At 42.3% G+C, this 15,287-nt stretch carries 12 protein-coding genes; 9 read left to right on the top strand and 3 right to left on the bottom strand.

Annotation, left to right across the window (positions count from 1 at the left end; translation table 11 throughout):
• Positions 1 to 9 precede the first annotated feature (9 nt).
• Positions 10 to 600 (bottom strand): phosphodiesterase, encoded by a 591-nt coding sequence (gene yfcE / locus EV690_RS10415; protein ID WP_131912945.1) that lies wholly within the window; start codon positions 598 to 600, stop codon positions 10 to 12.
• A 36-nt stretch (positions 601 to 636) separates the two neighbouring features.
• Positions 637 to 783, bottom strand: a complete 147-nt coding sequence (locus EV690_RS18250; RefSeq protein WP_165872728.1) for a hypothetical protein — start codon at positions 781 to 783, stop codon at positions 637 to 639.
• A 102-nt stretch (positions 784 to 885) separates the two neighbouring features.
• On the opposite strand from EV690_RS18250, the gene EV690_RS10410 reads away from it, so the two are divergent.
• Positions 886 to 1,428, top strand: a complete 543-nt coding sequence (locus EV690_RS10410) for an NAD(P)H nitroreductase (protein WP_131912944.1) — start codon at positions 886 to 888, stop codon at positions 1,426 to 1,428.
• A 416-nt stretch (positions 1,429 to 1,844) separates the two neighbouring features.
• Here the strand turns inward: EV690_RS10410 and asnS are convergent, their stop codons facing one another.
• On the bottom strand, positions 1,845 to 3,245 hold the full coding sequence (gene asnS, locus EV690_RS10405; protein ID WP_131912943.1) for an asparagine--tRNA ligase: 1,401 nt from the start codon (positions 3,243 to 3,245) through the stop codon (positions 1,845 to 1,847).
• Between the two features lie 187 nt (positions 3,246 to 3,432).
• On the opposite strand from asnS, the gene EV690_RS10400 reads away from it, so the two are divergent.
• From EV690_RS10400 to EV690_RS10365, 8 genes are all read left to right on the top strand, one after another.
• Positions 3,433 to 3,798: a hypothetical protein gene (locus tag EV690_RS10400; protein WP_131912942.1), complete on the top strand. Its 366-nt coding sequence runs from the start codon at positions 3,433 to 3,435 to the stop codon at positions 3,796 to 3,798.
• Positions 3,799 to 4,759: 961 nt separating this feature from the next.
• Positions 4,760 to 6,397 carry a BCCT family transporter gene (locus tag EV690_RS10395; RefSeq protein ID WP_207907525.1) on the top strand — a complete coding sequence of 546 codons (1,638 nt, stop codon included), beginning with the start codon at positions 4,760 to 4,762 and terminating at the stop codon, positions 6,395 to 6,397.
• A gap of 60 nt (positions 6,398 to 6,457) precedes the next feature.
• Entirely contained in the window at positions 6,458 to 8,359 is a 1,902-nt protein-coding gene (locus EV690_RS10390) for a DUF294 nucleotidyltransferase-like domain-containing protein (RefSeq protein WP_131912940.1), read from the top strand.
• 18 nt (positions 8,360 to 8,377) lie between these two features.
• Positions 8,378 to 9,112 carry a 3'-5' exonuclease gene (locus tag EV690_RS10385; RefSeq protein ID WP_224055012.1) on the top strand — a complete coding sequence of 245 codons (735 nt, stop codon included), beginning with the start codon at positions 8,378 to 8,380 and terminating at the stop codon, positions 9,110 to 9,112.
• A gap of 86 nt (positions 9,113 to 9,198) precedes the next feature.
• The gene (locus EV690_RS10380) at positions 9,199 to 9,942 is read left to right on the top strand and encodes an SDR family NAD(P)-dependent oxidoreductase (protein WP_131912939.1); all 744 of its coding nucleotides are present in this window, start codon (positions 9,199 to 9,201) and stop codon (positions 9,940 to 9,942) included.
• Between the two features lie 571 nt (positions 9,943 to 10,513).
• The gene (locus EV690_RS10375) at positions 10,514 to 11,176 is read left to right on the top strand and encodes a Yip1 family protein (RefSeq protein ID WP_131912938.1); all 663 of its coding nucleotides are present in this window, start codon (positions 10,514 to 10,516) and stop codon (positions 11,174 to 11,176) included.
• 452 nt (positions 11,177 to 11,628) lie between these two features.
• Positions 11,629 to 12,501 carry a protease HtpX gene (htpX, locus tag EV690_RS10370; protein ID WP_131912937.1) on the top strand — a complete coding sequence of 291 codons (873 nt, stop codon included), beginning with the start codon at positions 11,629 to 11,631 and terminating at the stop codon, positions 12,499 to 12,501.
• Positions 12,502 to 12,823: 322 nt separating this feature from the next.
• Positions 12,824 to 15,280: a putative bifunctional diguanylate cyclase/phosphodiesterase gene (locus EV690_RS10365; protein ID WP_131912936.1), complete on the top strand. Its 2,457-nt coding sequence runs from the start codon at positions 12,824 to 12,826 to the stop codon at positions 15,278 to 15,280.
• Positions 15,281 to 15,287: the final 7 nt, after the last annotated feature.

Here is a 15,287-nt window from a genome sequence, read left to right as displayed (position 1 = left end):
AGAGAATGCTCAATTGTCTGTTCGTGCTTTCACTGTTTTTTTATGTTTATCGGCGAATACGCACTCTATTAATAGTTGATGCTCAATAAGATGGCAGACCTGCATTCGTTGCTCATCTAGTAAGGCATAGCTTTCAGGCCAGTCATCGCGAGCAATCGCAACGGAGCCGGGATTGAGCCGATATATTCCATCATCGCCACAATTGGCGACGGGGATGTGGGTGTGACCACTTACAAATAGATCGCCTGATTTTAACAGGGGCAGGTTATTTGGACGATAAATATGGCCATGAGTTAAAAAAATGCGGCGCTGAGCGGTTAGCAATTGTTGATAATCGCTAAGCATCGGAAATTTGCAGAGCATTTGGTCGACTTCACTGTCACAGTTACCGCGAACGACTAGCAGTTCATCACAATACTCGTTGAGCAGTTCTGCAACGGCTTGTGGATCATAATGCTTCGGGATTTTATTGCGAGGTCCGTGATTGAGTAGATCCCCCAGGCAAATGAGATAATCGCAATGGTGATGGTGATAAGCACTGATCAGGCGTTCGGTTGCCTGGCGATCACCATGAATATCTGAACCGATGAGTAACTTCATGTTCCATTTCCTTGTGACTGAATAGGTAATAGGATTTTAACGACGTGGCTTTTCATTGGGTTGTTTGAGCCAGGCTTTGAGGACTCGGATGGTTTGAGTTGGATAACGTTCAACTAACTCAACGATTGATTTTTGCGCTGGTAGTATAGGCTTAGATGAGGGCAGTGATTTGGAGTTAGCCATATTGTCAGCCTGCGGGTTTGATTGTTCGGATAAAAGTGTGTTTTTTTTTAATCTGACAGTCAAGCAAAATAGAAGAATGAATCATATATTAAGGAACAAAAAATGGATAGTTTAGAGCTGTTATTAAATCGCCATTCCTGTGCAAAACTTTCAGATCCCGCGCCGGCTGGTAAAGTGTTAGAAAATATCTACCTAGCAGGCCTTAAAGCGCCAGATCATGGTGATTTACGTCCATGGCGATTTATCGAAATCCAAGGTGAAGGTCTGGATAAACTGACTGAAATATTTGTTGAAGCAACACAAGCCACTGGTGGTAATGTGGATAAAGCCAAACAGATGGCATATCGAGCGCCAATGATTATTGTTGCGATCGCAAGTTGCACCGAACATCCCAAAGTCCCTGAAACTGAACAGTTATTATCAGCTGGTTGTGCGGTTCATGCGATGCAGATGGCTGCACTTGCGCAAGGATTTAACGGCATTTGGCGCAGTGGAGGAGTAAGTTACGATCCATTGGTCAAAGAAAAACTAGGTTTGAGTGACAAAGAACAGATTGTCGGATTTTTATATCTAGGGACCCCGGCCGCTAAACCAATTCAGAAAAAAGCATATACAATTAGCGATTTCGTCACAAGTTTGGTTTAGCAGTTGTTTGGCTTCGCGCTGCGAAGTGATTAGCATGATGATGTGTTCTCAAACTTCATGATTTTGCTGTTGCTACACTATCTCTCGGATGTGTTGTGATGACCGGCGAGAGATGATTCGTTTGCTCTTCTCACCAAGGTCGTGTTTGACTCATACCTATGTGAGTGGCCGGTCGTGCATCCAGATCCCCACGCTATTTGTGCTCGTTCCGTTGTCATATGCACCGACAAGTGATGGTGTCGCGCATACGAAGTGATGTTTGATATTGCTGCTCTAGAAGTATCTAGTAGGAAAATAGCCGATGTGTGTATTGAGACGGATTCTAGGTGATGAGACAGGGAGCGGTATAGAAATTAACTTAGTATTAGTTAATTGTTTAGCAGGATAAGTCCTGCTAAACAATGATCTTCTTGCTGTTAGTAATCAGCCAAGCGTGGTGCGCGAGGGAATGGAATGACGTCACGAATGTTTTGCATGCCAGTGACGTAAGTTACTAACCGGTCAAATCCCAGCCCAAAGCCTGAATGAGGCACAGTGCCATAACGACGTAGATCGCGGTACCAGCTGTAATCTTCCTGATTAAGGTTCATTTCGCTAAGGCGAGCATCGAGCACATCTAAGCGCTCTTCACGCTGGCTTCCCCCAATAATTTCGCCAATGCCTGGTGCTAAAACATCCATTGCGGCAACCGTGTTACCATCTTCATTCATACGCATGTAGAATGCTTTAATATCTTTTGGATAGTTTTTAACCACTACTGGTGATTTAAAGTGTTCTTCTGCCAGATACCGTTCATGTTCAGAAGACATGTCAATCCCCCATTGCACTGGGTATTCAAATTTGCGACCTGATTGAATTAAGATATCGATAGCATCTGTGTAGTCAACCTGTGCAAAATCTTGACTAATAAAGCTCTCTAAGCGAGTAATGGCATCTTTTTGAATACGTTGAGCAAAGAACTCCATATCATCACGACGTTCATCTAAAACAGCTTTAAATACATATTTCAGCATTTTTTCAGCTAGTTCTGCAGCATCGTCCAGATTGGCAAAAGCGATCTCGGGTTCAACCATCCAAAATTCGGCTAAATGGCGGCTGGTATTTGAATTTTCCGCACGGAATGTTGGACCAAAGGTATAAACCTTGCTCAATGCGCAAGCATAAGTCTCGACATTTAGCTGGCCAGAAACAGTTAGAAATGCTTCTTTGCCGAAGAAATCATCACTAAAGTCTACTGCGCCATTTTCAGTCCGTGGCAAGTTAGCAAAATCCAGCGTACTAACACGGAACATTTCGCCGGCGCCTTCACAGTCACTAGCGGTAATAATAGGTGTGCTGATCCAGTAGAAGCCTTGTTCGTGGAAAAAACGATGTAGTGCTTGGGATAAGCAGTTACGAACACGAGTAATTGCTCCGATCACATTGGTGCGCGGACGTAAATGCGCATATTCACGGAGGTACTCAATACTATGGCGTTTGGCTGCCATTGGATAGCTATCTGGATTCTCAACCCAGCCAATCACTGTTACTTCATCAGCTTGAATCTCAAAAGATTGCCCTTTGCCCTGTGATTCAACCAAATTACCAGTGATCGCAACGGAGCAGCCTGCAGTCAAACGCAGGATTTCATTGTCATAATTATTAAGCTTATTAGGCACAACTGCTTGGATGGGATTAAAGCATGAGCCATCGTGAACAGCTAAAAATGAAATTCCCGCTTTAGAATCGCGCCGAGTGCGAATCCAGCCCTTGACAGTTACCTGCTCGCCAACCTGATGTTTGCCTGCGAGGAGGTCGGCCACTGAAGTGTGCGTCATAGCAGCAAAATACTCCGTTATAAATGGTCAAATAATTCGAATCTGCTATGTTACTCGTCAGGATACAAGACTCAAGAAAAAATTGGTCTATATAGATGATTGCTTTGTCCAGATCGATCATTGATATCTAGACTCAGTAGATATTGGAAGGATAGGTGAATTCTTTGAATTCTAAAAAGGAGCTCCAATGAAAAGAACTTTTGTTAATCGCCGTAAAGGCCCCGATCGCTTTCAACGGTTATTAGGAGCATTATCGGTCCTGTGTTGGGTACTATTTTTAGTCGCATTGATTGTGTTTCACTATGCACGTCCACAAGTTAATTATGGTTATCTTGATTATAAGGGGATTGCAACTCGACAGCATTGGGATGCAGCCTATCTACCATGGTTTATCCGTTCGCTTTGGCTATGTTTTGGGATCACCATTGTTGAGGTGTTGTTACGAATAAAACGCAATCGCCGGAAAAATGATTACCATTATTATAATATATTTATCTTAATGTTGATGGTTATCGGCGCATTGGGTAGTTATTACGTGGGATTGTTTACTTAGTACATTATTTAAGCAAGACGATAGGTGGTTTTGTTTAATTCAAAGCAATGGTTTTGGTGACCTATCAAAACCATTGATTGAGAAATCATCCTTCAGAACAAATTTTATAACGTGCATCAGTTTTGCTCCCCTGTTTAGGCCCTTAATTTTGAATTGTATATTGCCAGCGTGTGTTGGCCGGTAGAGCTAACGGTTTATCAAGCATAAGAAATGTAAATATTATCTCCAGCTAGAGAGGTTCAATACTGGGAGTTGAGGTAATTATTAAAATAATGATGGATAGTTAAACGATTTACTTAAATAGATTAATGAACGTAATAAACCAATTTTTAAATAAAAAGATGAGCAGTATTACGATCATAAGATAGGCAATGCGCCTAAACCAATGACCTATTTCATTTATTTTAGTGACATCATTTTGCCGTTTTTGTTCATTGCGAAACGCTGGTGGATAGGGAGAATCAGGAGGAATAGACAGAATTGAATAGAGTTTAGTGGTTAGATCTGCGCTTGCTTTTTGTTCTTTTTCGATGTTCCGGATGCATCGAGTTGAAACTTTACAGAGGTGTGCTAATTGTCGCTTTGTATATCCACGGTAAATACGCCAAGCTCGGAAATCCATATTGGGTCTATCTCTTGTTAAAAATTCAGCAATACATGTAGGTTTGCCTATACTTTTTCTATGTATTTTAGCGTATCTGCTAGATGCTGCGTATATAATAACATGTTAGTCTCATTTAGTTAGGGGGATGGGTCCTCTGGTTGAAATATATTTATGAATCTTTAGAATACCGGGATTTTATAAATTGTGTTTCTTTCTTTAAGGCTTGTAAGGCTTGAGAACTTTAAAGTTGGGTCATTGGTAAAGTTTTTTGCTGAGTTTATTAAACATAAGCCTTTAGCGAAGCAAAACTTTCATAGGAATAGGAGAAAGTGTGTGAGCGAAAAGAAAAATGAAGAAATGGATGTCATTTTACCAGATGGTGAGGTGAATCCGATTGATACCGATTATCAGGTCGGTCAAGATAACGTAGCCCTGCAGATAGGGCCTTTTGGATTTGATATCCATAACCGTGTTTTCATGATTGCTGGATTGGCAATTGTTGCGTTTGTCGTGTTAACCCTGGCTTTTCAAAACCAAGTCGCTCCGATGTTTAGCGATTTGCGAAACTGGTTAACTTCAAGCTTAGATTGGTTCTTTTTGTTATCTGGCAATATTTTTGTGCTGGTTTGTCTTGCTATTGTTGTTTCTCCATTGGGTCGGGTTCGCATTGGCGGAACTGAAGCGAAACCTGACTTCAGTTATTTAAGCTGGTTTGCCATGCTATTTGCCGCAGGTATGGGGATTGGCTTGATGTTCTACGGTGTCTCTGAGCCGTTAAGTCATTTCTCGGCTGCATTAGGTGGGGTCAAGTTTGATGCCAGTGGCATGCGGACTGACTGGGCTCCCTTGGGAGGAGCGGCTGGAAATACTGCCTTAGCAGAACAGTTGGGGATGGCCGCAACGATCTTTCACTGGGCATTACACCCATGGGCAATTTATGCCGTGATAGCGTTAGGGTTGGCGATTTTTGCCTTTAATAAAGGGCTCCCATTGACGATGCGTTCAATTTTTTACCCACTATTGGGTGAACGTGTCTGGGGGTGGCCAGGTCATATCGTTGATATTTTGGCGATTGTGGCGACTTTGTTCGGACTGGCAACCTCGTTAGGCCTTGGTTCCTCTCAGGCTGCCGCAGGTTTACATTTTTTGTTTGGGATCCCATTAGGCGATACCACTCAGATTATTTTGATCTTTTTAATCACTGCAGCAGCTACGACTTCGGTATTGGCAGGCCTAGATGCCGGAGTGCGTCGCTTGTCTGAAATTAACATGATATTGGCATTATTGCTGCTGTTGTTTGTGATCTTTGTTGGACCCACAATGATGATTGTCACAGGCTTTTTTGACAACATTGTTGGTTATGTTCAGCATTTTCCTGCTTTAGCGAATCCATTTGGGCGTACAGATAGTAACTTTGAACAGGGCTGGACTGCATTTTATTGGGCATGGTGGATTTCATGGTCGCCATTTGTTGGGATGTTTATTGCACGTGTTTCACGTGGGCGAACTGTACGTGAATTTATCACCTGTGTTTTGCTGATCCCTTCACTGGCCTGTGTGGCTTGGATGACAGCTTTTGGGGATGCAGCGATTTACCAGTATGTTAACGAGGGTTATAAAGCCGTTGCCAATGCTGACCTACCGCTGAAATTATTTGTGATGCTGAAGCATATGCCATTATCTTCAATCACTTCATTTATTGGTATTATTCTAGTGATTGTGTTTTTTGTTACATCATCTGACTCAGGCTCGTTAGTGATTGATACGATTTCAGCTGGCGGTAAAGTTGAAGCTCCCAAACCACAACGCGTATTTTGGTGTACATTTGAGGGCTTAGTTGCAATCTCCCTGGTTTTAGGTGGGGGGTTAGTTGCCTTGCAGGCCATGGCCGTTTCGACTGGTTTCCCATTTACGATTGTCCTTTTGGCCTCTTGTGTGGCTCTTGTTAAAGGGTTGATGGATGAACCGAGGCCGAAAAAAGTTAAGAAAAAATAATGTTTGAATTTAATCGGGGCTAACAAGCCCCGATTTGCTATTAGCATTCTGGAGCATTTGATGGAAATAGAGCAGCTTGAGGTCTTGGCCTTTATTCGCCAATTTGAGCCATTTGATAAGCTTAGTGAAGAGCAACTCGAACTTGTTGCTTCGCAGGTATCCATTAGCTATTACCGAGCAGATTGTGACATCTTCCTCTATGGCGACCCAATCTCAGATCTCTATATGGTTCGTTCTGGTTCAGTTGAAATATTTCGGCGTAATGGGGAGCTTTATAATCGCTTAGGCGAAGGAGAGCTATTTGGCCAAATGGGGCTTTTGATGAACAAGAAGGTTCGTCTACCCGCTCGAGCGATTGAAGATACGCTAGTGTATCTGATTCCCGATCATCTTTTTTATGACTTGTGTGAGCAATCTGAGCAGTTTGCTGATTTTGTTGAACTTGAAGATCGTCGCCGACTGCGTCAAGTGGTATCCAATCAGAATGATGGTAATGATCTAATGAGTTCGCGCGTCAATATGCTGTTAAATCGGCCGTTAGTGACGATTGATGTGCATGCTACTATTCGCGAAGCAGCGCAGAAGATGACGGAAGCGGTCTGTAGCTCGGTGCTAGTTGAGCATGTTGATGGTGCGGATAAAATTTATGATTATCAGCCGCAAGCTGAGCACAATATCGTTGGTATCGTGACTGACAGTGATCTCCGCATACGCGTTTTGGCTAAAGGGATCGACCTTGATTCACCAATTGGTTTTGTGATGTCTAAAGAGTTGGTGACTATCGAGTCTCAGCAGTTTGTTTTTGAAGCGTTGATGACCATGCTTCGTTATAACCTGCAACATTTGCCAGTGTTATCAAAACGTAAGCCGCTTGGGATCATCGATATGATGGATATCATTCGCTACGAGTCGCAAAGTAGCCTTTTCATCGTCAGTGGTATCTTTGCTAAAAATAGCGTTGATGAATTAGCTATTTTAAGTGATGACGTGAAAGATTGTTTTGTCCGAATGGTGAACGAAGATGCCAACTCGCGAATGATAGGTAGCGCAATGGCGGTGATTGGCCGCAGCTTTAAACAGCGTCTGTTAGAACTAGCTGAAATGGAGCTTGGGCCTCCGCCGATCCCATATTGTTTTTTAGCACTAGGGTCAATGGCTCGAGATGAGCAGCTTATTGTAACGGATCAAGATAATGCTCTGGTGCTTGATAATCGTTATGACGAACAAGTGCATGGCGAATATTTTGCCAAATTGGCTGAGTTTGTCTGTCAGGGACTGGCTCGCTGTGGTTATTCGTTGTGTAAAGGCAATATTATGGCGAGCAATCCGCAGTGGCGTATGAGTTTAAAGAACTGGCAACAATGTTTTAGTGAATGGATTGCCCATCCAACGCCTCGTTCATTGCTCGATAGTAATATCTTTTTTGATTTAGATGGGGTGTGGGGGAAAACTGAGTGGGCCGATCAACTGCGCCTCCAAATCCAGCGGCAAGCTCGCCGCAGCCCGAGCTTTTTAGCTTGTATGGCGCGTAATGCTCTAAATCGCACGCCACCATTAGGGTTTTTTAAAGATTTTGTGATGGAAAAAAATGGCCAGCATAATAATTCAATTAATTTGAAACGCCGTGGAAGCGCCCCATTAGTCGATCTTATTCGAGTGCATGCTTTGTCACTGGGGATTACCGAACAAAACTCATTTGACCGCTTAAATGCTATTGATGAAGCTAATATTTTGCCGAAAGGTCGTGCTTCTGATTTACGTGATGCCTTGGAATTTATTTCAATGGTTCGAATTCGTCATCAGGCGAGTGATATCGAATTAGCTCAAGAACCTGATAACAATATTGAGCCTGAAGCACTATCAGCGTTTGAACAACGCCATTTAAAAGATGCATTTCAGATTGTCAGTAATGCTCAAAAATATCTGAAATTTAGATATCAAACTACGAAAGTTCACAGTTAAGTGTTTTGGTGATTTAACATGTTCTATCTTCCGACATCACAAATGCTTGTTGAACCAGAACCGGTAAACTGGCCTGATTATTATCTTCAGCAAGCGCGTCGTTCTCACCATCCTGCCATAAAACGTTACTATCAGCAGGGGATCGTGAGTGCCGAAACGCCGCTAGAATCGGTACCTTTTGTTGCTCTTGATTTTGAAACTACTGGCTTAAATCCAGCACGAGATTCGATTTTAAGTATTGGTATAGTCCCCTTTACATTATCCCGTATTACTTTACCTGCTGCACGTCATTGGATAGTGAATCCTCACCAACAGTTACCTGAAGAAACGGTGGTGGTTCATGGGATCACTCAATCGCGAGTGGCAAATAAACCTGATATTTTAAGTGTACTGCCGATGTTGTTAGAACTTATGGCTGGTCGGGTTGTGGTTGCACATCATTTAGCGATTGAACGTAATTTCTTAAATCAAGCAATTAAACATCGGGTTCATGAAGAATTGTTGTTTCCCATGATTGATACAATGGCAATTGAAAACAAAATCTGTCGTCAAGGGTGGCGGGACTTCTGGCTACGTTTGACTGGGCGGCCAAGATTATCTATTCGCCTTGCGAATAGCCGTGCTCGATATGGTTTACCTCCATATCGAGCACATCATGCTCAAAGTGATGCGTTATCCAGTGCTGAACTTTTACAAGCCCAGGTGCAGTACCACTTCGATCCACAGCTTGCGGTTAGCGAACTCTGGTTGTAAGCGGTTGCGCGACTATTTGATGCTCAGTAATATGCAAGAATCACATATGTACAACAAGCCATTCTTCATCATCAAAAAGGACCGCTATGAATATTTTAGTGACAGGAGCATCATCAGGATTTGGTAAAAGCATTTGCCAACGGTTAGTTGCCGAGGGGCATTATGTTGTGGGGTTTGCTCGCAGAGCAGAGAAGCTTGAGGTGCTAAAAGAACAACTTGGTGAATTATTTACTCCGATAGTGTGTGATGTCGCCGATTTTGCAAGTATTGATAAAGCCTTTAGTGAGGTGCCAGAAGGCAGTATCGATGTTCTGGTGAATAATGCTGGGCTAGCGCTGGGGCTTGAAGGAATGCAAAACTTGGCGGTTTCAGACTGGACGACCATGATTAACACAAACATCAATGGTCTCGTTTATTTTACCCAGAAAGTTCTGCCTACGATGATTGCACAAAATAGTGGGTTGATTATTAATATGGGCTCGATTGCTGGCACATACCCATATCCGGGCGGAAATATCTATGGCGCGACCAAAGCCTTTGTTAAACAATTTAGTCTAAATCTTAGAACGGACCTATTGGGTACTCAAGTTCGGGTGACCAATATAGAGCCAGGTTTGTGTGGGGATACTGAGTTCTCGAATGTTCGTTTTAAAGGTAATGATGATAAAGCGGCTAAAGTATATGAAAATGTTAAATATATTATGCCGGAAGACATCGCTAGTACGGTTTCCTTTTTAGTCAGTCAGCCTACGCACGTCAATTACAATCGTATTGAAATGATGCCCGTATCTCAGGCAAGTGCACCGTTAGCGGTTCATCGACAAAAGTAGTAACTGACTCATTTGCTACGAAATAAGGTACCTTAGGGTACCTTTTTATTGCTAGTTTCACCATAACTCCAACTGAATCAGGTTTGTTTTCTGATAGCTTGGTCTGCTATTTCTAATCTGGGTGATTGTAGTGTGATGAAATTTGTCAGAGAGGCCATTGGCGTTTTAGTCTGGAAGTGTATGGCGGTATCTGCTTATCCTTCATTTTATTAGGGTAGTTTGGGGTCACTTCTCTACGGAGAGTGGTTTTTAAGAAAATCCGCTGTATGAACAGTTTGATAAGGCTTTCTATATTTCTTTGATCTTATTTTGTGGATGGCTTGTATTGTTGCTGGATAGCTCTTGAATACAATGGCTTGTTCAATCATGGGCGCGATTGGGATAGTAGCTTATTTGTGGTGGTTGTCATTATTGTATTGCAAAAAAGTGAGCGATAATTTTGGTTAGGCAGAGTGTTGTTAAGTTCTAGTCGTGTCAGCGAGATTATGTTTTTAAGGTCAATACTAGATTGATCCCCCTAAAAATCCGTATAATAAGATATCAATCCACTCAATAAGATATATAGTTGCACATGGAATCTAATCAACCAATCCGTAATCCCTGGACATCGATCTGGACTCGCCCGGGAGATACCATTGAGCAGATTGTAAAAACTAATCCGAAAAACTCAGTCATAGTTTTGGCCGCAGTGAGTGGCTTTTCTGAATTTTTATACCAATTAAGCGAGTTAAATGCAGGTGGCCATTTTAATGGTGCACAAATAGCAATTTTTGCACTGATTGCCGGATCTATTCTTGGCGTTGTGATGCTGTATATTCTTGCGGGATTATTACGCTGGAGTGGTTCATGGTTAGGAGGAAATGCCAGCCCTGAACATTTACGTGCTGCAGTAAGTTGGGCCAATGTGCCGACTATTTGGGCTTTGATTCTATGGATCCCTCGTATTGCATTGCTCGGGCATGATGCGTTTTTACCTGCTGCTATGGTGGTTAAACGGGCTCCTGATCTGGTTGGAACTCTCTGGTGGATGCAAGTGGTTCAATTGGTCATTGGCATATGGGCGCTGATTATTTTTAGTCGATGTGTTGGTCGAGTGCAGCATTTTTCTGCAATGAAAGGTTTTTTGAATATTCTATTGTCGTTAATTATTTTAATGCTCTGTGTAACCGCTATGTTTTCAGTCGTATCGATGTTTTTACCCGCATCATTCATGCAGGGTCTGGCGGTTAAATAATCTTTTTAAACTGAGGCAGCGCATCGTCCAACATCGTTGTGCTGCTTAGTTTCCCTCTTCTAAATCCTCTTCAGAATGTCCATATTGCCGTTATTTTTACTGTAACCATCGCACTAAATTTATAACCTCGTGATTAGGCTCAGGCAGTTTAGTTGCATAGAGGGATGTTTCTCGGTTGAGTTAATTCCTTTATCTGTCTCAATATTGTCAACGAGTGTCGATTAGTATGTCGGTTACGGCACTTTTTTAAAATATGGCATGACAGAATCGGGTATGATATCGTCAAAAGATTAAAGCCTATATAAATCCCGATAAAAACCCAACTGATATTCCGATACATAGAATGTTGACTCTATTTCCAATACCGCTAATATCCTTCGAGAAAGCTAAGCGATTTGCGCCTAGCAAACTATACTTTTGTCTTAACTGATTGTTTACGGTAGGCATTCAAAATGAAACGTGTTCTGTTGTTTATTCTGACGAACTTAGCTGTTGTGCTAGTTCTTGGAATTATTTTAAATATTGTTTTTGCGATGACAGGAATACACTCTAGAAGTTATGCTGGTTTATTAGTTTTTGCGAGTGTGTTCGGTTTTGGCGGGGCATTCATCTCTTTGCTTCTGTCGAAGTGGATGGCAAAACGTTCGGTGGGGGCTCAGGTGATTAGCCAGCCACGTAACAGTGAAGAACACTGGCTTTTGAGTACCGTCCAAGCTCAGGCAAATGCCGCTGGGATAGGGATGCCAGAAGTGGCAATTTATCACTCGAGCGAGGTGAATGCATTTGCCACCGGGGCCAGTAGAAATAACTCGTTAGTTGCTGTGAGCAGTGGCCTTCTTAATTCAATGACACGTGATGAAGCCGAGGCGGTATTGGCTCATGAAGTTAGCCATATCGCGAATGGTGATATGGTCACATTGACTCTGATTCAGGGGGTTGTGAACACGTTTGTGATCTTCTTAGCCCGGGTTGTTGCAGGGATTATTGCCAATGTTGGCAATAATAGCGATGAAGATCGTCCCGCAATGGGGGGCTTGGCTTATATGGCGACCGTATTTGTGCTCGAGCTGGTCTTTGGCATGCTTGCTTCGGTCGTTGTGATGTGGTTCTCTCGGCAACGAGAATATCGGGCTGATGCGGGTAGTGCGCAGTTAGTCGGTCGACAAAAAATGATTGCTGCGTTGCAACGTTTAGGTCAAGGACACGAAAGTGAATTGGAAGGTTCGATTGCAGCTTTTGGGATTAATGGTCGAAGTTCCTTTAGTGAATTGTTTATGTCTCATCCTCCGATTGCTAAACGTATCGAAGCTCTTCGCAACTTATAATACTTCTGAACCATCGAATTTGTTCGATGGTTCTTCATGAAAATTGCTAGAATTTAGCGATAACTTCCTGAAAAATTAGAGCACTATAGATTTTTTGTATAATTTATTCTAATTTCTCTTCCATTTTCCTTTGTATCTTGTCACAATTTTCGATCAAGTGATGTAGTTAAGGTGTTTGCTTTTAGGAGTGCACCTCAAGCTAAGGAAAGTTGTTCAGTGGCCTGCCATGATTATAAATTGCCGCAGTTTAAATCGTTTAATCAGCTAGTAATTAGATTTATAGAGATAAGTTTGCATCCGTTCGATTCAATCAGGTGGTTAGATGCGCCGATTGTCACTTAGCATTCTTATCCCGATAATTTTTTTTGTGATTGCCTCGCTTGCCCAAGGGCTGCTGTTTTGGCGATCGATTAATTTTCATCAACAAAGCTTAATCACTGAAACTCAGCAACGAGTTGAACATTTCTCCAAGCGGATTAATGGCTTTTTGCATTTGGAACAGTCACAGCAGCAAAACAATGAAGATTTTTTAAACCTGTTAACGTATCTTCAGCCGTTTCATTCGATCATGCTGGTTGGCTCAAATCTGCATATCTTGCTGGATAGTAACCATCAGCATCAGGGTGAGTCTATCAATCATGTAAGCGAATATTTTAATTCTAAAATATTCAAGAAAGTTATCTATACGAGCCGTGCTCAATGGTATGTTTTTGACAATGGTTTAATGGGGGCTTTTTATGAGCCGGTGATAACGCATCAGTCTTCAGGTAGTTCTAAACGGGTTTTGTTGGTTGAGTATGATTTGGGCCATCAGTGGTCGCAAGTTTTTCGACGATTACTTAATCAAGCATTATGGCAGTGGGGGCTTATTTTGTTGGGAGCCCTAGTCATGAATATGTTAATTCGCCGTTGGTTAGTGAAGCCGTTAAAGCAAATTTCAATCAATCATCTGCATCATCTCCCGCAGATACAAACCGAGCAATTTGGACGAGGAGAAGTGGCTCAGGTTGGCTATTTTTTAAATGATTTGCGCTCAACGTTGAGCACTTGCATGTCGCAAACACAAGCTGCTGAGTTACGTTGGCAGTTTGCACTCGATAGCGATATGAACGGCATATGGGAATGGGATTTAGTCACTGATGAGGTTCATTTTAATCAGCAATGGGCCCTCATGTTGGAAATTGCACCGCAACAGTTAGCGAAAGATATTGGGGGTTGGCAAAACTATATTCATGCTGATGATAAAGACGAAACGCTCAATCAATTTCGACTTTATATGCAAGGTGTGCGTGATACGTTTGTGCATGTTCATCGTCTAGTCAGTGCTCGAGGCGAAATTATTTGGGTTTCACCGCGAGTGATGGTCATTGAAAAAGATGATAGTAGACCACTCCGGATGGTGGGATTATTTAAAGATATTTCGGAATTACACCGGGCTCAAGAGAAGTTGGTATATCAGAGTAATTATGATTCAACCACGAAATTGGCGAATCGTAGCCGACTGTTAGAAGAGCTCGAACAAGCGATTGACTCACACGTTGAATATCAAGAATTTGGTGGTTTGTTTTACATAGACATTGATAATTTTAAAAATATTAATGATCTATTTGGTCATCACATCGGCGATTTTATCCTCAAAAAAGTTGCCAGAAGGTTAGAAACTCGCCGCAGCCATGTGCATACTGTCGCGCGGATTAGTGGCGATGAATTTGCGATACTATTGACTCATTTAGGACAAGTGAAACAAAACGCGGTGCGTAAATTACTCTCCATTGCCCACCAGTTAAGTAGCCATGTCCGTGAAACCATCGAAATTCAGAATAGTGAAATTAATTTGAATATCACCACTGGCATTGCTCTGTTCCCACATCAGAAAAACAAAGCTTATGAAGTCTTCCGTCAGGCTGATATTGCACTCTATCATGGTAAAGAAGTCGGACGTTCAAAAGTTCATTTCTTTATCGAAGAGATGGCGAGTAAGGCGCATCAGCGTCATGAAATTCAGATGTTGATGCCTAAAGCGATGAACAATGATGACATGGTTATTTATTTTCAGCCGCGCTTTAATGACAATTATCAGATGACTGGTGCTGAGACGTTATTGCGTTGGTTTGATGAGCGCTATGGGTGGATCTCTCCGGGGGTCTTTATTCCGATGGCAGAAGAGTCAGGTTTTGTTGTGGAACTCGGTGAGTGGGTGATGCGAGGCGCATGCCGTAAATTAAAACAGTGGCAAGACAAAGGGATCCCTGTTCAGTTTAAGACCCTTTCTGTCAATGTTAGCCCGAAACAATTTCATCGGAGTGGTTTTGTCCAGGAAGTCATTGATATTATTAATCAGGAAGGATGTGATCCGTCGTTACTGGAGCTGGAAATTACCGAGGGCGTTTTAGTGACCAATGTTGATGAAACGATTACCAAACTGTCGGAGCTACGTGAGTTTGGCGTGCGTTTCTCTATTGACGATTTTGGTACTGGATACTCATCACTTGCCTATTTGAATCGACTGCCGATTCATTGCCTTAAGATTGATAAATCATTTGTCGATGAAGTTGTTGTTAATGGGACTCGAGCTGGCAGTAGCGCCATTATCGCGACGATTATTGCTATGAGTGAAAACTTAGGCATTGAGGTGGTTGCGGAAGGTGTTGAAACAGATTTTCAGATGCAATTTCTTAAGTATCGGGGATGTCGCACTTATCAAGGATTTTTGTTCAGTGAGGCGCTTGAGCCAGATATTTTTGAACAGTTATTGTTTAATGGTAAAAAACCGATTTAACTGAGCG

The organism is Celerinatantimonas diazotrophica (genome assembly GCF_004339545.1).
GTDB classification, from domain to species: Bacteria; Pseudomonadota; Gammaproteobacteria; order Enterobacterales; family Celerinatantimonadaceae; genus Celerinatantimonas; species Celerinatantimonas diazotrophica.
Note: the sequence above shows the minus strand (reverse complement) of the source record. Positions and strands in the feature narration are given on the sequence as shown.